This window comes from Pseudomonas umsongensis (assembly GCF_012647205.1).
Taxonomy (GTDB): domain Bacteria; phylum Pseudomonadota; class Gammaproteobacteria; order Pseudomonadales; family Pseudomonadaceae; genus Aquipseudomonas; species Aquipseudomonas umsongensis.
In genome coordinates this window covers 4,934,655-4,951,382 of the sequence record NZ_CP051487.1, presented here as the reverse complement: position 1 = coordinate 4,951,382, position 16,728 = coordinate 4,934,655, and the positions used below count along the sequence as shown (strand labels likewise).

The 16,728-nt window shown below is 61.7% G+C and carries 15 protein-coding genes; 10 read left to right on the top strand and 5 right to left on the bottom strand.

What is annotated here, in order from left to right:
- Positions 1 to 2: 2 nt before the first annotated feature.
- Entirely contained in the window at positions 3 to 680 is a 678-nt protein-coding gene (gene qhpE / locus HGP31_RS22235) for a subtilisin-like serine protease QhpE (RefSeq protein WP_033042719.1), read from the top strand.
- Entirely contained in the window at positions 677 to 1,978 is a 1,302-nt protein-coding gene (gene qhpG / locus HGP31_RS22230; protein ID WP_033042716.1) for a flavin-dependent monooxygenase QhpG, read from the top strand. The genes qhpE and qhpG overlap by 4 nt, the downstream gene beginning before the upstream one ends.
- 116 nt (positions 1,979 to 2,094) lie before the next feature.
- Here qhpG and HGP31_RS22225 read toward each other — a convergent pair whose 3' ends face one another.
- Positions 2,095 to 3,585 (bottom strand): aldehyde dehydrogenase family protein, encoded by a 1,491-nt coding sequence (locus HGP31_RS22225; RefSeq protein WP_168758695.1) that lies wholly within the window; start codon positions 3,583 to 3,585, stop codon positions 2,095 to 2,097.
- Between the two features lie 500 nt (positions 3,586 to 4,085).
- On the opposite strand from HGP31_RS22225, the gene peaA reads away from it, so the two are divergent.
- The 4 genes from peaA to peaD all read left to right on the top strand — a co-directional run bounded on the left by peaA (position 4,086) and on the right by peaD (position 8,647).
- The gene (peaA, locus tag HGP31_RS22220; protein ID WP_168758694.1) at positions 4,086 to 5,666 is read left to right on the top strand and encodes a quinohemoprotein amine dehydrogenase subunit alpha; all 1,581 of its coding nucleotides are present in this window, start codon (positions 4,086 to 4,088) and stop codon (positions 5,664 to 5,666) included.
- A gap of 82 nt (positions 5,667 to 5,748) precedes the next feature.
- Entirely contained in the window at positions 5,749 to 7,179 is a 1,431-nt protein-coding gene (gene peaB, locus HGP31_RS22215; RefSeq protein WP_020795718.1) for a quinohemoprotein amine dehydrogenase maturation protein, read from the top strand.
- A gap of 1 nt (position 7,180) precedes the next feature.
- Entirely contained in the window at positions 7,181 to 7,504 is a 324-nt protein-coding gene (gene qhpC / locus HGP31_RS22210) for a quinohemoprotein amine dehydrogenase subunit gamma (RefSeq protein WP_007971075.1), read from the top strand.
- 24 nt (positions 7,505 to 7,528) lie between these two features.
- Positions 7,529 to 8,647 carry a quinohemoprotein amine dehydrogenase subunit beta gene (gene peaD / locus HGP31_RS22205; protein ID WP_168758693.1) on the top strand — a complete coding sequence of 373 codons (1,119 nt, stop codon included), beginning with the start codon at positions 7,529 to 7,531 and terminating at the stop codon, positions 8,645 to 8,647.
- Positions 8,648 to 8,766: 119 nt separating this feature from the next.
- On the opposite strand, the gene HGP31_RS22200 is transcribed toward peaD, so the two are convergent.
- Complete coding sequence (locus HGP31_RS22200) at positions 8,767 to 9,168, bottom strand: lysozyme inhibitor LprI family protein (protein WP_168758692.1); 402 nt, start codon at positions 9,166 to 9,168, stop codon at positions 8,767 to 8,769.
- Positions 9,169 to 9,314: 146 nt separating this feature from the next.
- On the opposite strand from HGP31_RS22200, the gene HGP31_RS22195 reads away from it, so the two are divergent.
- Positions 9,315 to 9,803, top strand: a complete 489-nt coding sequence (locus HGP31_RS22195) for an SRPBCC family protein (protein ID WP_033042975.1) — start codon at positions 9,315 to 9,317, stop codon at positions 9,801 to 9,803.
- A 261-nt stretch (positions 9,804 to 10,064) separates the two neighbouring features.
- Here HGP31_RS22195 and inhA read toward each other — a convergent pair whose 3' ends face one another.
- Positions 10,065 to 10,745: an isonitrile hydratase gene (gene inhA / locus HGP31_RS22190; RefSeq protein ID WP_020795714.1), complete on the bottom strand. Its 681-nt coding sequence runs from the start codon at positions 10,743 to 10,745 to the stop codon at positions 10,065 to 10,067.
- An 89-nt stretch (positions 10,746 to 10,834) separates the two neighbouring features.
- On the opposite strand from inhA, the gene HGP31_RS22185 reads away from it, so the two are divergent.
- On the top strand, positions 10,835 to 11,818 hold the full coding sequence (locus tag HGP31_RS22185; RefSeq protein WP_033042973.1) for a GlxA family transcriptional regulator: 984 nt from the start codon (positions 10,835 to 10,837) through the stop codon (positions 11,816 to 11,818).
- A 12-nt stretch (positions 11,819 to 11,830) separates the two neighbouring features.
- On the opposite strand, the gene HGP31_RS22180 is transcribed toward HGP31_RS22185, so the two are convergent.
- A complete protein-coding gene (locus HGP31_RS22180) occupies positions 11,831 to 12,220 on the bottom strand; it encodes a hypothetical protein (RefSeq protein ID WP_033042971.1) in 390 nt (129 codons plus the stop codon).
- Between the two features lie 237 nt (positions 12,221 to 12,457).
- Positions 12,458 to 14,284, bottom strand: a complete 1,827-nt coding sequence (locus HGP31_RS22175; RefSeq protein WP_020795709.1) for a glycoside hydrolase family 15 protein — start codon at positions 14,282 to 14,284, stop codon at positions 12,458 to 12,460.
- A gap of 259 nt (positions 14,285 to 14,543) precedes the next feature.
- Between HGP31_RS22175 and HGP31_RS22170 the strand changes: the two genes are divergently transcribed.
- Positions 14,544 to 15,740: an MFS transporter gene (locus HGP31_RS22170; protein ID WP_020795708.1), complete on the top strand. Its 1,197-nt coding sequence runs from the start codon at positions 14,544 to 14,546 to the stop codon at positions 15,738 to 15,740.
- A 121-nt stretch (positions 15,741 to 15,861) separates the two neighbouring features.
- Positions 15,862 to 16,596 (top strand): thioesterase II family protein, encoded by a 735-nt coding sequence (locus HGP31_RS22165; protein ID WP_168758691.1) that lies wholly within the window; start codon positions 15,862 to 15,864, stop codon positions 16,594 to 16,596.
- The last annotated feature ends 132 nt before the right edge of the window (positions 16,597 to 16,728 follow it).

The following is a 16,728-nucleotide window of genomic DNA, read 5'->3' as shown; positions in this document are numbered from 1 at the left end:
TTATGAATCCTGAGCTGCGCATTGGTGTGGTGGACAGCGGTCACTCGACCGCGCAACGGGTGCAGGTCGTCGCCGGGCGGCGTTTTTCCCTGGTGGAAGACGGGCTGAGCGAAAGCGACTTGCGTGATGATCCGTTGGGCCATGGCAGCGCTGTGATCGAAGCCATCGGCCGGCGTGCACCCTCGGCACTGTTTTGCGTGGCGCAAGTATTCGACCGACGCGGGGTGACCAGCGCCTTGCAGATCGCCACGGCCATCGACTGGCTGGTGGCGCAGGACGTGCGCTTGATCAATCTGAGCCTGGGTTTGCGCCAGGATCGCAACCTGTTGCGGGCTGCTTGCGCATTGGCGGTGGGCCAGGGCGTATTGCTGTGCGCGTCCAGCCCGGCCCAGGGTGAAGGGGTGTTTCCGGCGAATTATCCACAGGTGCTGCGGGTGACCGGCGATGCGCGCTGCGCCGAACTCGAATGGTCATGGCTCGACAGTGCCCAGGCGGATTTCGGCGCGTGCGTGCACGGTACTTATCCGGGGCAGTCCGGCGCCAGTCTCGGTTGCGCGGCGTTGAGCGGGCACATTGCGGCATTCCTGGTGGCGAATCCCGACGCCAGCAATGAACAGGTCGTCGAATATCTGCGCCACAACGCCCGTTACCGTGGCCCTGAACGGCGTATCGGGCCATGACCGCGATCGTCATCCTGGGCGCCGGGCCCGCGGGCGCGGCAGTAGCACTGGGGCTGCGACGACTGGGGTATGCCGTTACGCTGGTCAGCGAATGGCGGCGTTTTTCCGCCCTTGAAGGTGTTTCCCAGCGGGTGCTGGAGGCGTTGCGCGGCGCCGGACTGCAACAGGCGCTGGCGCAGGCGACGTTGCCCTCTCAACGGCAGGTGAACTGGAACGGCCAGCAGCACGCGCAGAACGTCGAGTTCCTGCTCGACCGTCCGACCTTTGACTGCGGCCTGCGCGAAGCCTTGCGCCTCGCCGGTGTTGAGCTGATCGAGGGTCGGGTGTTGGCGGTCCAGGCAGTCGCCAGTGGTCATCGAATCGAGATTGACAGTGGCCAGGCAGTGATTGCGGACTTTCTGGTGGAAGCCCGTGGCCGCCAGGCGCCCGCCCTGGGCAAAGGCTTGCGTGGGCCGGAGACGGTCAGCCTGCTCAATCGCTGGCAGGGCACGCCGGGCAACACCGCCAGCGCCGTGGAAAGCCTTGAGGATGGCTGGGCATGGATGGCGCGGCGGGCCGACGGCCAGTGTTATTGGCAATGGACGGTGGATGTGGCCAGCGCCGCTCTGCCGGGCAAGGCACAACTGCTCGAGTACTGTCGACAGCGGCGCCAGGCATCGTCGCTCGCCCAGGCGTTTTTCGCTGCCGACCCCGAGGTTGATTTGCAGTTGCATGCCCGCAGCAGCACGGCGATTCTCAGCCCGCAGGTGTGCGGCGACAATTGGATTCGGGTCGGTGATGCGGCGATGGCGGTCGACCCGTTGTCGGGCAACGGCATCTTCCAATCCCTGTCCTCTGCGTTGCAGGCGCCGACGGTGATCAACACCTTGTTGCGCAAACCCGAACGAGCGGCGCTGGCCCGGCGTTTTCATCAACAGCGGGTGGAGCAGCTGTTTCTCCGGTTTGCGCGGATAGGTCGGGATTTTTATGCCGATGAACAGCGTTGGGTCGATCAGCCGTTCTGGCAGGCGCGGCGGCACTGGCCGGATGCCGAGGTGGCCCATGCCGAGGCGGATTTCAATGCACTGCGGATCGAGCGGGCGCCGGTGCTGCGTAACGGGTTTGTCGATGAGGCCGAGGTGGTGATCACGGCGGATCAACCGTTGGGGATCTGGCATGTGCAGGGGGTGGAGTTGGCGCCGTTGGTGCGGCAGTTGCGGACCGAGCCTGCCGAACAAGCGCTGGCTGGATTGACTGTAGAGCAGGGGAGGATGGTCAGGAGTTGGTTGTTGGCTCAGGGTTTCAAACCAGCGCACTGATCGTTCCCACGCTCTGCGTGGGAATGCCGCCAGGGACGCTCCGCGTTCCGCTTCTGGAGGTGACGCAGAGCGTCACAGGATGCATTCCTTTGCTGCGCGTGGGAACGATCAGTGGGTCAGAGCTTGATCAACACCGACTTCAACTCGGTGTAATGCTCGATCGCCGCATACCCCATCTCTCGCCCCACCCCCGACATCTTGTAGCCACCAAAGGGCAGCGCCGGGTCCAGGGCGCTGTGGCAGTTGACCCACACTGAACCGGACTTGATCCGTGGGATCATCCGGTGCACCGCCGCCAGGTCATTGGACCAGATGCTCGCGCCCAACCCATAAGGGCTGTCATTGGCCATGCGCAGGGCATCGGCTTCGTCATCGAAGGGAATCGCCACCAGTACCGGGCCGAAGATTTCCTCCTGCACCAGCGAATGCTTTTGATCGACGTCGACGATCACCGTCGGCTTGACGAAAAAGCCCGGCCCGAACTGCTCGCCACCGCAGGCGATGGTCGCGCCGCTTTCACGGCCCTTTTCTATGTAGCCGTAGACCCGCGCCTGTTGCCGTGCCGAGATCAACGGCCCCATTTCCACGCTCGGGTCCAGGCCGTTACCCAGTTTCATGGCGTTGGCGATATCGCTGATGTCCGCCACCACATTGTCAAAATGCTTGCGCTGCACATACAGACGCGAGCCTGCGCAGCAGACCTGGCCCTGGTTGAAGAAGATCGCGCTGGCGGCACCGGCTGCGGCGGTTTTCAGGTCGGCATCGGCCATCACGATCGTTGGCGACTTGCCGCCCAGCTCCAGGGTCACCCGGGTCATGGAATCCATGGCGATCTTGCCGATCTGCTTGCCCACGGCGGTGGAGCCGGTGAAGGTCAGCTTGTCCACCAACGGGTTGTGAGTCAGCGCGGAGCCTGCGGTGATGCCGGTGCCGGTGACCACGTTGAACACGCCCTCGGGGTAACCCGCCTCGAGCACAAGCTCGGCGAGCTTCAGCGCGGTGAGCGGGGTTTCGTCGGCGGGTTTGAGCACCACGGTGCAGCCGGTGGCCAGGGCCGGGCCGAGTTTCCAGCAGGCCAGCAACAGCGGGAAGTTCCAGGCGACGATGGCGCCGACAACGCCCACCGCTTCGCGGCGGATGAAACTGTGGAACTGGTCGTTGGGCATCAGCGGCGCCGACACGTCGACCGTGGAGCCTTCGATCTTGGTCGCCCAACCGGCCATGTAGCGCAGGAAATCGATGGCCAACTGCACGTCCATCACATGCGCCACCGCCGCGCTTTTACCGTTGTTCAGGCATTCCAGCTGCGCCAGGAGCTCGGCATCGCGCTGCATCAGGTCGGCCAGTTTCCACAACAGATTCTGCCGCTCCCGTGGGCGGGTGCGGGTCCAGGCCGAATCATCGAACGCCTGGCGGGCAGCGAGGACGGCGCGGTCGACGTCTTCCGGTGTGGCCCGTGGCACCACACACAGCACTTCGCCGGTGGCGGGGTTGTGCAGTGGCATGGTCTGGCCGTCGGCGGCCTCGACCCAGTCGCCACCGATGAGCATGCGCGGGGCGCGCTGGATAAATGCCGAAGTGGCGGGAAGCAGGTTGGGAAGCGACATGATGAAACCTCGTCTTGTTCGTGTGGCGAGGTCTTTCGCAATGGCTGTGCCAGTTGTGTTTATTTGGGTGAAACATCGATTTGGTGGGGCTTGCGGGTTATTGACCAATGAAAAGGAGGTGAGCTGACGTCGCAAATTGCGACGCAGTGAGACATGCGAAGATCAAAAGATCGCAGCCTGCGGCAGCTCCTACAGGTGTATGCCGATTCCCGTGTAGGAGCTGCCGCAGGCTGCGATCTTTTGATCTTGATCCTATGCTTGTCTCAGAGTGCAACAGATGTCGCGATATTAGACGCGGGACGTCAGGTTTAGCAGTCGTCAATCACCCTGTATTTAACCTAAGCAATTGATAAAAAACACGATTCACAAGCTGGCACGCTCCGTGTATTGCTCATCGCAGACGTTTCTCCTGCCACCGTCAGCGGCTTGCCGCCGGCGGCAGAAACCCAAAAAACGATAAGCCACAAAAATAAGAAAGCACCGTGCGAGGTTCGACGTTGATGAAGAGAAAACTCCGTTCAGGCATGAGCGCCAGTCTGCTGGCCATCGCAGCTTGCGTGGCCCTGCATTCGCCTCACAGCCTGGCAGCCCGCGACGCCCAGACCATCCTCAAGGAAACCTGTCAGGGCTGTCATACCCCCGAAGCCGATAACGCCCTGAGCCGCATCAGCCACCAGCGCAAGACGCCGGAAGGCTGGCTGATGAGCATTGCGCGCATGCAGACCATGCACGGTTTGCAGATCAGCGATGAAGATCGTCGCACCCTGGTCAAGTACCTGGCCGACACCCAAGGCCTGGTTCCGAGCGAGACCGACGGCGTACGTTATGCCTTGGAGCGTCGGCTCAACACGGTCGAGCAGTTCGACGACCAGACCAGCCAGATGTGCGGCCGCTGCCACTCCGGTGCGCGGGTGGCCCTGCAACGGCGTCCGGCCCAGGAGTGGGAACGCCTGGTGAACTTCCACCTCGGCCAATGGCCGTCTCTGGAGTACCAGGCACTGTCGCGCGACCGCGACTGGTTCGACCTGGCGCGCAAAGAGATGGTGCCGCTGCTGGCCAAGCGTTATCCGCTGGACAACCCGGCCTGGAAAAAATGGCAGAGCGCCGCGCCAAAAGCCGAAGCCCTGGTGGGTGACTGGAACTTCAGCGGTCACTTGCCGGGCAAAGGCGAATTGGCCGGTGTGATGAGCGTGACCGCCGATGGCAGTGATACCTTCAAGGTCAGCGTCAAAGGCCAATACGCCGACGGCACGCCGTTCAACGGTGACGGCAGCGCGATTCTCTATACCGGCTACGAATGGCGCGGCAACGTCAGCATCGACGGCGTGACCATGCGCCAGGTGTTCGCCGTCCAGGGCAACGCCATGCAGGGCCGGATGTTCGAGGCCGAGCACGACGAGCGCGGCCTGGATTTCGTCGCGGCCAAGCAGGGTTCCCAGCGTTTGCTGGCGGTGCAGCCGGGCTATGTGAAGGCCGGCAGCGAAAGCGAAGTCACCCTGATCGGCAGCGGCCTGAGCGGCAAGCCGAACTTCGGCAAAGGCGTGGAAGTGCTCGAGGTCGTGGAGCAGAGCCCGCAGCGGATCAAGGTCAAGCTCAAGGCCGCCGCCAATGCGCAACCGGGGCTGCGCGCGGTCACCGTTGGTACGCTCATGGGCCCGAGCCTGTCGGTCTACAGCAAGATCGACCAGGTCAAGGTGGTGCCCGAGTTCTCAGTGGCGCGGATCGGCGACGGCGGTGGTTCGACGCCGAAAGTCCAGGGCCGTTTCGACGCCGAAGCCTGGGGCAAGGGCGCCGATGGCAAGCCGTATCGCATCGGCGTATTCCCGGCGCAGTGGAAGGTCGAAGCCTTCGACGACCGCGCCAGGGAAGACGAAGACGTCAAGTTCGCCGGCACCATGCAGGCCGACACCGGTGTGTTCACCCCGGGCGATGCCGGGCCGAACCCGGCCCGCAAGATGTCCACCAACAATGCCGGCAACCTCAAGGTGATCGCCGCCGTCGACGACGCAGGGACCTCCCTGACCGGCGAAGGCCACATGATCGTGACCGTGCAACGCTGGAACAATCCACCCATTCCATGAGTGGTACTGATCGACAGCGATTCAGACACTTTTCGGAATGACCGCACGCCCCGCCACGCGGGGTCTGCACAGGAGGTTTGCAATGGGCGCTATCTTGAATCTGGTCGAACGTAACCTGCACGAAGTGCAGGTCGATGCCGACCGCATGCTGTTTCACATCCCCAGCAGTTCGCTGTTCGCCAGCGATGAACTGACGGGCACCATCATCGATACCCTGCGCGGTCCGGGTTGTACTTCGGACGACCTGATCCAGCGTCTTGCCGCGCGTTTCAATGGCGAGGAGATCACCGAGACCCTGCGTGAGCTGATGGCCCTGGAACTGGTCAGCGACGGCTCGCCACTGACGCCGGACATCGCCACCAAACGGGTCGAGCGCACGGCGATCAATACCGTGGTACTCAACGTCAACACCGGCTGCAACCTGAGCTGCACCTACTGCTACAAGGAAGACCTCGACAAGCCGTCGGCCGGCAAGAAAATGGACGTCGAGACCGCCATCGCCTCGGTGGAAATGCTGCTGCGCGAATCGCCGGATGAAGAGCGTTTCACGGTGGTTTTCTTTGGCGGCGAGCCATTGAGCAATCGCAAGCTGATCGAGTACATGGTCGATTACTGTGAAAAGCGTTTTCGCGAAGCCGGCAAGTTCGTCGAGTTCGTCATGACCACCAACGCCACGCTGCTCACCGAAGAGACCGTGGACTATCTCAATGCCCACCGCTTTGGCTTGTCAGTGAGCATCGACGGGCCGAAAACCGTGCACGACCGCAACCGCATCACCGTGGGCGGGCAGGGCACCTACGACGTGGTGCGGCGCAAGGCCGAGATGCTGCTGTCGCGCTATAACAGCCGTCCGGTGGGCGCGCGGGTGACCTTGACCACCGGTGTTACCGACGTCGAAACCATCTGGGATCACCTGTTCAACGAACTGGGGTTTTCTGAAGTCGGGTTTGCCCCGGTGACGTCGGGCGATATCAGCAGCTTCAACCTCACCAGCGACGAACTGATCGAAGTCTTCGCCAGCATGAAGCGCCTCGGTCGACGTTATCTGGAAGCGGCACTGGAGCACCGCAACATCGGTTTCTCCAACCTGCACCAGCTGATCACCGACATCCACGAAGGCCACAAGAAAGCCCTGCCATGCGGCGCGGGCCTGAAGATGCTGGCGGTGGATCACAAGGGCGAACTGAACCTGTGCCACCGTTTTACCGGTTCGAGCCTGCCAACCTTCGGCAACGTGCACAGCGGTGTGAAACAGGTGGAACTGAACGACTTCCTGTCCCAGCGCCTGGACCGCACCAACACCGGCTGCGAAGACTGCCAGATCCGCAACCTGTGCTCCGGCGGCTGCTACCACGAGAGCTACGCCCGCTACGGCGATCCGACGCACCCGACCTATCACTACTGCGAACTGATGCGTGACTGGGTCGACTTCGGCATCGAGGTCTACACCCGGATCATGGCCAATAACCCTGCGTTCATCAGCAGCTACATCACTCCGCGCAAGGCTCACTGATATGAAACATCTCAAGGCAATCAATAACAAAGCGTTGAAGCTGGATCAGGCCGCGGATGAAAACCGCATTGAAGAAGTGGTGGCGATGAGCTCCGTGGCGGGCTGTGCGTCGACCACCGACCCGGGCTGGGAAATCGATGCGTTTGGCGGTGTGTCGTCGCTCTGCCAGCCGATGGAAGCCGACCTGTATGGCTGTTCCGACCCGTGCTGGTGGCCGGCCCAGGTGCCGGACATGATGAGCACCTACCCGGACTGGAACAAGGATGCCCAGGCGTCCAACGAAAACTGGCGCAACCTCGGCACTGTCTTCCCGAAAGACAAGTGATCAGATAATAAGAAGGATTCCAGCATGCACAGCATCAACGCCTGCGGCCTGGCCGCTTTCGCCCTCCTGAGCACCTGCGCGCTCAGTGTCCTGGCCGATGAAAACACCGCATTGCAAGACGGTCACGAGTACATGGTGACCACCAACTACCCGAACAACCTGCACCTGATCGACCTGGCCACCGACACCTTGTACAAGACCTGCAAGATGCCGGACGCCTTCGGTCCCGGCACCGTGCAGCTGTCGCCTGATCGCAAGACCGCCTATGTGCTGAACAATCACTATGCGGATGTCTATGGCGTCGAGCTGGACAGCTGCAAGCAGGTGTTCCACGCCAGCATCACCCAGAAACCCGGGGAGAAAGCCAAATCTATGTTTGCCTTCACCGTCAGCCATGACGGCAAGGAGCTGTACACCATCGCCAACCCGACGCTGATGATGAACGATCGCTACGAAGTGCAGCAGCCCCGGCTCGACGTGTACAAGACTGACGCCGGCATGGACGCCAAGCCGGTGCGCAGTTTCCCTGCGCCGCGCCAGCTCACCATCATGCAGAGCGGTGACGACGGCACGCTGTACGTCGCCGGGGCGGATGTCTACAAGGTCAATGTGCAAACCGGCAAGTTCGACGTGTTGATCCCCAGCCGTCACTGGAAACGCCCGAACTACAGTGCGCCCGACGTGCTCTACGTGTGGAACCAGCAAACCTACCGGCATGATTTCTCGCTGCTCTACACCGCGGCGAAATTCAAGGACAAGAAGCAGGACCCGGCCACCGCCGAATACCTGTACGGCCTGTTCAGTGTCGACCTGAAGACCGGCAAGACCGAAACCACCGACTTTGGGCCCCTGACGGAAATCTACTTCAGCGGCATGCGTTCACCGAAGGATCCGAACCTGATGGTTGGCGTGCTCAACCGCTTGGCCAAGTACGACATCAAGGAAAAGAAGATGCTCCAGGCGGCGACGCTTGATCACTCCTACTACTGCATTTCCTTCAACAAGGAAGGCAGCAAGATCTATCTGGCCGGGACGTTCAACGATGTGGCGATCTTCGATGCCGACAGCTTGAAGCAGGTGGGCAAGATCAAGTTGCCGGGTGGGGATATGGCGATCACCACGGCGCAGATTTTTGTGCGGTAATTGCCGACGCCTTCGCGAGCAGGCTCGCTCCCACAGTTGACCGAGTTCTTTCAGTAGGAACGCGATCAAAATGTGGGAGCGAGCCTGCTCGCGAAGAGGCCTTCAGCTTCACCATAAGTTCAAACCCCCGGCACCGGACACCCCAAATCCCCCTCCTGGCACTTCAGGTAGGTCTTGAACGTCTCCACCCGCGCCTTGGTCGATTCGGTCACGCAATTGCTGTAGATCAGCGGATAAACACTCCCACCCTCCACCCCGGAAGCCGAAAACTTGCACTCGGCATCGCGAAACGCAATCCACGAACGTTGTGCGCCCACCAGCAGCTTCTTGCTGTCGGGGTTACCCTTCAAACGTGTGGTGATCTGCTGGTAAAGCGCATTCAACTCCTTGTCAGCCGCGGCATGCTGCTGCGCTGCACACTGGTTCATCGTGGCCTGGTCGCTGGCGTTATCGCAGTCCAGGGCCTGGGCCAGGGGAGTGAACAGCAAAGGTGTGAGTGCCAGAAGAAAGCGTGAGTACATGCAGGAGGCTCGCTGTGACAGGGGAATTTGCGCCAGTGTAGCGATGCAAAGACGACGATTTCGACAACTGACAGCGGATGGATACAACTTTCGGGCTGGACTTGTGGTCTTAGAGGCCTACTGTTGTTCATTACAGGAGGTGACGTATGAAACCAGTACCCAATAGTTTTGAACGCAAAATCATGCTCAAGTCGCCCCGCGCCCATGTATGGCGTGCCTTGGTCGATGCCGAGGCGTTCGGTCAATGGTTTGGCGTTGCGCTCGAAGGCAGGCGGTTCATCGCCGGCGAGTGGACGCAGGGGCAGGTTACGTATCCCGGTTATGAACATGTGTTGTGGAACGTGCTGGTCGAGCGGGTCGAGCCCCAGCAATTGTTTTCCTTTCGCTGGCACCCCTACGCGGTCAATCCCAGGATCGACTACTCCCAGGAGCCCACCACGCTGGTCAAATTCGAACTGCAGGATTATGAAGACGGCACCTTGCTCAAGGTGTCCGAATCAGGTTTCGCTCACATTCCCGACGTACGCCAGAAGGAGGCGTATTACATGGACAGCCGTGGCTGGGAAGAGCAATTGAGCCGACTCGAACAATTCCTCGCCGAAAACGCCAAGGCCCGCGAGCGTGGGAGTGAGTGATGGCAGTACAGCTATAGCGAATGTCTTACACGCGGTTACAACTATGTCGTCTGTTACATATTGGATCCGATGCGTATTCTAGCCCCATCCACTGAGGTACAGGGAGTGCTCTCAGGATCATGGATGATCGGCCATTGGCAGGGAATGCTGACGACAGGGAGTTGTAATGGTCTTGGAAGAACCCGCTTCGGCGGGTTTTTTTATGGGCGTCAGAAAAACCTGGCTGCTCGAACCGCAGTTCTCGCAGCCAGGATTTCCTTGTCAGCCGAGTTTCGCCGCCGCCCGCTCGGTGATTTGCGCTCGCAGTTTCAATGACCCGGCGGCCCGTTGGCGAGCTTGCGCCAGTACGCGCGCGGGCGCCGTTTGCGGGCTACCCGCCTGGAATGGCGGCGCAGGGGCATATTCCAGCTGCAGCTGCACCAGCTCGGCGGTGTCCTGATCGAACAGCTCTGCCGCCAGGGTCAGGGCAAAATCAATGCCTGCGGTTATTCCCCCGCCGGTCAGCAGATTACCGTCGCGCACCACCCGATCCGCCACCGCAATCGCTCCCAGTGGCGCCAGCAACTCGTGATACGCCCAGTGGGTGGTGGCGCGCTTGCCCTTGAGCAGCCCCGCCGCACCGAGCACCAGCGCCCCGGTGCAAACCGACGTCACATACCGTGCGTTGGCGGCCTGGGCCTTGATGAACGCCAGGGTTGGCTCATCCTCCATCAACGGCCCGACCCCGCTGCCACCGGGTACGCAAATCACATCCAGCGCCGGGCAGTCGTCAAAGGTAACGGTCGGTTTGAGCATCAGTCCGGTGCTGGCGGTGATGGGCATCAGGTCCTTCCAGATCAGATGCACCTTCACATCCGGTAGAGACGCCAGAACGTCGTACGGGCCGGTAAGGTCGAGTTGCTGCACCTGTGGAAACAACAGAAAACCGATCTGCAAGGTCATGGTGTATTTCTCCTGAAGTGGGTGGACGCCTTTACTGTAGGGGGCTAGGATTTGGCGTATCCGCCAATCACCCCACGAATTACGCCAGCATGTCGAAAACCGTTCATGTGCTCGCCTTCGCCAATGTGCAAGTGCTTGATGTCACCGGGCCGTTGCAGGTGTTCGCGTCCGCCAATGACATCGCCCGCCAGCAAGGCTCACCGCCCCCTTATGCGCCGACGGTGATAACCGGTGGCGGCGGGGCGGTAATGTCGTCGGCGGGCCTGGCGTTGCTGGCCGAGCCTTTACCCGAGCAGGGCAGCGACACCTTGATCATCGCCGGCGGCTGGGGCGTCTATGCGGCGGCACAAGACCCTTCACTGGTCAGTTGGGTACGCGAACACGCGGCAAAGTGCCGGCGAGTGGCATCGGTGTGCACCGGGGCTTTTTTGCTGGCAGCCAGCGGCTGGCTCGATGGCCGGCGCGTGGTCACCCACTGGACCCGTTGCGAACAGTTGGCGCAACAACACCCACGCCTGCAGGTCGAGCCCAATCCGATCTTTATCAATGACGGCCCGGTCTGGACCTCGGCCGGCGTCACCGCCGGTATCGACCTGGCGTTGGCGATGGTCGAAGCCGACCTTGGCCGGACCATGGCCCTGGACGTCGCCCGGCAATTGGTGGTGTTCCTGAAACGCCCTGGCGGCCAATCGCAATTCAGCGTGACCTTGTCTTTGCAGAAAGAAGGCAATCGTTTCGACGAACTTCATGCCTGGATCAGCGAAAACCTCAGCAAGGACCTGGGCATTCCAACCCTGGCCAACCAGGCCGGCATGAGCGAACGCAGCTTCGTGCGCCACTACCGCGCCGACACCGGCCAAACCCCGGCCCGGGCCATCGAACAGATCCGCGTCGAAACCGCACGACGCCTGCTCAGCGATACCGGCGTGCCCATCAAGCGGGTGGCCGTGCAATGCGGATTCGGCAGCGAAGAAACCCTGCGCCGCAGTTTTCTGCGGGCCATCGGGGTGACTCCGCAGGCTTATCGCGAGCGGTTTTCGGTCAGTGCCGCAGCAGATCCAGTAGTGCCTTGAGTGTCGGCTTGATCACTCATTCGTTTCCGCTATCTGGTTGAAATACTTGGTCCGATCCGGTGTAAACATCACGACCATTTTCGTGCGTGAACAGGTCAGCACGCGCTCTTCGCCCAGATCCACATCCAGATCTTCCCCGCGCAAGCCCTGCCATTGGGCGAGGTATTTGAGGGAGCCGTATTTCTCCAGCTTCTTCAGGCTGCGATTGACGCCACCTTTCCAGCCCAGCACTGGCAGTTCGCCGGCCAGGCATTGCTGGGCGAGGTCGGGGAAGCGGGCAGCGCGCTGGCGGCCGACTTCCCAGCATTTGATCAGGCCCTTGTCGTGGGCTTCCCACAGTTCGTTTCGGTTCAGGCCGGTTCGAAGGGGGAGGTCGATGCTGCGGTGGATGCGTTGGGACATTCTTTTTCCTTGAATTCGGGTTTTGTTGGACAGCTCCGCTGTGCCCGTTGATTGGGGATGTTAGGTGGGGTTGTAGCGCCTGGCAACAAGGTATTTCCGGGTGTTTTGTTTAAAAAATGTCGGACGCCGGCCTACACAAAACCGTTGCCGGACGTCGGATCTGTAGGAGCCAGGCTTGCCGGCGAAAGCAATTTCAAGGACGCCTTTACCGGCATGTCTGGCTCCTACAGGTAGTATTCAAGGCTGCCAAAAACCCTTCTCGCCGCTGAGCTTGCGATCCAGAAAACACGCCGCGCTGATCAACGCCAGGTGCGTCAGGGCCTGTGGCGTGTTGCCCATGTGCCGTCCCCGGCTGTCGAATTCTTCGGCGTACAGTCCCAGCGGGTTGGCGTAGCGCAACAGTTGCTCGAACTCCAGATGGGCCTTTTCCACGTGGCCGGCCCGGGCCAGGCATTCGACGTACCAGAATGAACAGGCGGCGAATGCGCCTTCGGTGCCGGGCAGGCCGTCGATGTGTTGATCGTCATTGTGGTAGCGGTAGACCATGCCGTCGCGCACCAGGTTTTTCTCGATGGCCTCAAGGGTCGCGAGCCAGCGCGGGTCCTTGGCGCTGACGAAACGCACCAGCGGCATCAGCAGCATCGCGCCGTCGAGACCGGTGCCGCCGATGTGCTGCACGAAGTGCCCGCGTTCGTCGTTCCAGAAGTTTTGCCAGATGTCTGTGTAGATATCCTGGCGTGTCTGGTCCCAGCGGGCGAATGGCGCGGGCAACGAGCGTTTCGAGGCGAGACGGATCGCCCGGTCCAAGGCGACCCAGCACATCAGTCGCGAGTGCAGGAAGTGGTGCTGTTCGCCGCGCATTTCCCAGATGCCGACGTCCTCCTGCTGCCAGGTTTCGCACACTTGATCGACGACTTCCACGGTGTGCTTCCAGCCTTCGTGGGAAATGGCTTCGCCGTATTTGTTGACCAGGTACACCGCGTCCAGCAGTTCGCCGAAGATATCCAGCTGGACCTGCGCATACGCCAGGTTGCCGATGCGCACGGGAGTGGCGCCGCCGTGGCCGGACAGGTGCGAGAGTTCGATTTCCGGCAGTTCCTGTCGGCCGTCGATGCCATACAGGATATTGAGTTTCATCGGTTTGCCGCGACAGTCGCTGACCCGCCCGCGCAACCAGCGCATATAGGCGTTGGCCTCTTCGGTGAAGCCCAGGCGCATGAAGGCATAGACGGTGAAGGATGCGTCGCGGATCCAGGTGTAGCGGTAATCCCAGTTGCGTTCTCCGCCGAGGGTTTCAGGTAGGCCAAAGGTCGCCGCGGCGAGGATCGCGCCGTGTTTGCGCGAGGTCAAAAGCTTCATCGCCAGGGCCGAGCGGTTGACCATTTCCCGCCAGCGGCCGCGGTAGTTGGAGAGGCCGATCCAGTCGCGCCAGAACTTCAGCGTGCGTTCCAGGCATAGCGTTGTCGCCCCTTCCTTGAAGCGCGGATCGTCAACGGCACCCAGCAGGAACTCCGCGGTCTGGTCCTGCTTGAGGGTGAAATCGGCGACGGCTGCCTGCCCGTCAATGCGCAATGGCTGATCCGCCGCCAGGCGCAGGGACGGCTGGTCGGTGGCTTCGAAGATTACGTCCTGTTGATCCAGGCGGGCGAGGGTGTGGGCTCGCGCGTAGTCGTGGCGCACGGCGCAGTGCAGGTGAAACGTCGCTTGGCCGCTGACCACCCGAACCCGACGCATCAGCAGTGGCAGGTTGTCTTCGGTGTCGCCGATCGGCAACAGGTCGGTGATTTCCACTACGGCTTGATCACTGAGCCAGCGGGTTTGCAGCACGTTGGTATCGGGCAGGTAGATTTGCTCGCGGCGAGCATCCGGCAAGTCCGGGGACAGCTGGAAAATACCGGCCTCGGGCGTGTCCAGCAGCGAACAGAAAATAGACGGGCTGTCGAATTCCGGCCAGCAGAAAAAATCCACGCTGCCCTTGTCATTGACCAGCGCGGCGCTGCGCATGTCGCCGATGATGCCGTGGGCGTCGATGGGGCTTTGTCGTTCGGGGTGATGGTCGGGCATTGGCGCGGGGCTCCGGGTTACATCGAGGACCTTAATAGCTGACTGGTTTGAGCGGTGGAGAGTTCATTAGTCTGGAGCAGTGAGGTGGCTTTGCCGGCCCCTTCGCGAGCAAGCCCGCTCCCACAATGGACGGTGTGCACAGGTCAAATGTGGGAGCGAGCCTGCTCGCGAAGGGGGCTTCACATTCAACCAACAATTCGGCCCTTTCCCAGCTACCAGCCTTGTGGCAACTTGCAGGCCCTAATCGAGGCTGGCCCCCATGGCAAACCCCTACCGCGAACTGTTCAATGCCCCCGGCGCCCGAGCTTTCGTGCTGGCCGGGATGATCGCGCGCATGCCGATTTCCATGACCGGCATCGGCCTGATCACCATGCTGTCGCAGTTGCAGGGCGGCTATGGCCTGGCCGGGGCGGTGGCGGCGACCTTTGCCCTGGCCACGGCATTTTGTGCGCCGCAGGTGTCGCGGCTGGTGGATCGGTTCGGCCAGCGCCGGATCCTGCCGGTATCGGCGCTGATCGGGGGCGGCGCATTGTTGCTGGTATTGCTCTGCACCCGTTTGCAGGCGCCGAACTGGACGTTGTTTGTGTTCGCCGCGATCGCCGGCTGCATGCCGAGCATGTCGGCGATGGTCCGGGCGCGTTGGACCGAGTTGTATCGCGGCCAGCCGCAACTGCAAACGGCCTATGCCCTGGAGTCGGTGCTGGACGAAGTCTGCTTTATCGTCGGGCCACCGCTGTCGGTGGGGTTATGCGTGGTGGCGTTCCCCGAGGCCGGGCCGTTGGCGGCCTTGCTGATGCTGGCGATCGGGGTTACGGCTTTCGTGTTGCAACGCAGCACCGAGCCGCCAGTGCATGCCCATGAGGAACACCATAAAGGCTCGATCATTCGCTCCCGCGAGATTCAGTGGTTGATGCTACTGATGGTCGCCATGGGCATTATCGTTGGGGTGGTGGATGTGGTCAGCGTGGCCTTTGCCCAACAGCAGGGCCAGCCGGCCGCGGCGAGTATCGTGTTGTCGGTGTATGCGATCGGTTCGTGCCTGGCCGGATTGGCGTTCGGCGCGTTACGTTCGACAGTGCCGCTGCCGCGCCTGTTTCTTTATTGCGGCGTTGCGACGGCGGTAACGACATTGCCGTTGCTGCTGGCGGTGAACATTCTCGGGTTGTCGCTGGCGGTGTTTGTCGCCGGGCTGTTTTTTGCGCCGACCCTGATTGTCGCCATGGCTCTGGTGGAGCAGATCGTGCCGCCGGCCAAACTCACTGAAGGCCTGACCTGGCTGGTGACCGGGTTGAGCATCGGCGTGGCGATCGGTGCGGCGGGGTCGGGGTGGATGGTGGATGCGTTCGGGGCGCGCAGCGGATTTTGGCTGGCGATTGCGGCGGGGGTTGTCGTCCTCGGTTCCGCGATTGTAGGAGCGAGCATGCTCGCGATGGACCTCAACGAAAACGCTGGCTAACTGACACCCCGCGGTGCTTGCTCCTCCGTCGCGAGCATGCTCGCTCCTACAGGGGGGGCATCCGACTAATTCCCCGGGGCGCTCGTCCGTTCTCTTACAGACAACTTTCGAGGAAAGCCCGGTGACCCCGCTGACATTGCTGTGCCTGCCCTATTCGGGCGCGAGCGCCATGGTCTATAGCCGCTGGCGGCGCAAGCTGCCGGAGTGGATCAAGTTGCAACCGGTGGAGCTGCCGGGGCGGGGGGCGCGCTTCGGCGAACCCTTGCATACCGACATGCGCCCTCTGGCGCTGCAACTGGCGCAGGAACAAAAAGCCATGCTCAAGGCGCCATATGCCTTGTTCGGCCATAGCCTCGGCGCGTTGCTTGCGTGTGAAATGGCCCATGCATTTCGCTCGCTCGGCTGCCCGGAACCGGTTGCGCTGTTTGCCTCGGGCACGGCTGCGCCGACCCTGCGTGCCGATTACGACCGTGGCTTTGCCGAGCCCAAGACCGATGCCGAATTGATCGAGCAACTGCGCACACTCAACGGTACCCGCGAAGAAGTGCTGGCCAACCAGGAGCTGATGAGCCTGATACTGCCGATCCTGCGCGCCGACTTCCAATTGTGCGGGCGCTACGAGCCGCTGCAACGGCCGTTGCTCAACTGCCCGGTGCACGTACTCGGTGGTAAGGCCGACCGCGCCACCAGCGAGCAGTTGATCGGCTGGCGCAACGAAACCCACGGCAGCTTTTCCGTGGACATGCTCGCGGGTGGGCATTTCTTTATCCATGAGCATGAAGCCAAGGTGCTCAAGGTGATCAAGGATCAGCTCGAGGTTCATCATCGGCGGCATGCCATGGCCGCCGTGGGTTAACCCCATCTCAAACTTCACCCCATTCCCTGTGGGAGCGAGCCTGCTCGCGAAAGCGATGGGTCAGCCAACATCAATGTTGAATGATCGAACGCATTCGCGAGCAGGCTCGTTCCCACAATGTTTTTCCTTCCT

Coding starts and splice junctions, on each gene's coding strand:
- HGP31_RS22200 (WP_168758692.1), bottom strand. CDS start 9,168: ATGTACTCACGCTTTCTTCTGGCACTCACACCTTTGCTGTTCACTCCC.
- HGP31_RS22180 (WP_033042971.1), bottom strand. CDS start 12,220: ATGTCCCAACGCATCCACCGCAGCATCGACCTCCCCCTTCGAACCGGC.
- HGP31_RS22175 (WP_020795709.1), bottom strand. CDS start 14,284: ATGCCCGACCATCACCCCGAACGACAAAGCCCCATCGACGCCCACGGC.
- HGP31_RS22185 (WP_033042973.1), top strand. CDS start 10,835: ATGTCGAAAACCGTTCATGTGCTCGCCTTCGCCAATGTGCAAGTGCTT.
- HGP31_RS22225 (WP_168758695.1), bottom strand. CDS start 3,585: ATGTCGCTTCCCAACCTGCTTCCCGCCACTTCGGCATTTATCCAGCGC.
- qhpG (WP_033042716.1), top strand. CDS start 677: ATGACCGCGATCGTCATCCTGGGCGCCGGGCCCGCGGGCGCGGCAGTA.
- qhpC (WP_007971075.1), top strand. CDS start 7,181: ATGAAACATCTCAAGGCAATCAATAACAAAGCGTTGAAGCTGGATCAG.
- peaD (WP_168758693.1), top strand. CDS start 7,529: ATGCACAGCATCAACGCCTGCGGCCTGGCCGCTTTCGCCCTCCTGAGC.
- qhpE (WP_033042719.1), top strand. CDS start 3: ATGAATCCTGAGCTGCGCATTGGTGTGGTGGACAGCGGTCACTCGACC.
- inhA (WP_020795714.1), bottom strand. CDS start 10,745: ATGACCTTGCAGATCGGTTTTCTGTTGTTTCCACAGGTGCAGCAACTC.
- peaA (WP_168758694.1), top strand. CDS start 4,086: ATGAAGAGAAAACTCCGTTCAGGCATGAGCGCCAGTCTGCTGGCCATC.
- peaB (WP_020795718.1), top strand. CDS start 5,749: ATGGGCGCTATCTTGAATCTGGTCGAACGTAACCTGCACGAAGTGCAG.
- HGP31_RS22170 (WP_020795708.1), top strand. CDS start 14,544: ATGGCAAACCCCTACCGCGAACTGTTCAATGCCCCCGGCGCCCGAGCT.
- HGP31_RS22195 (WP_033042975.1), top strand. CDS start 9,315: ATGAAACCAGTACCCAATAGTTTTGAACGCAAAATCATGCTCAAGTCG.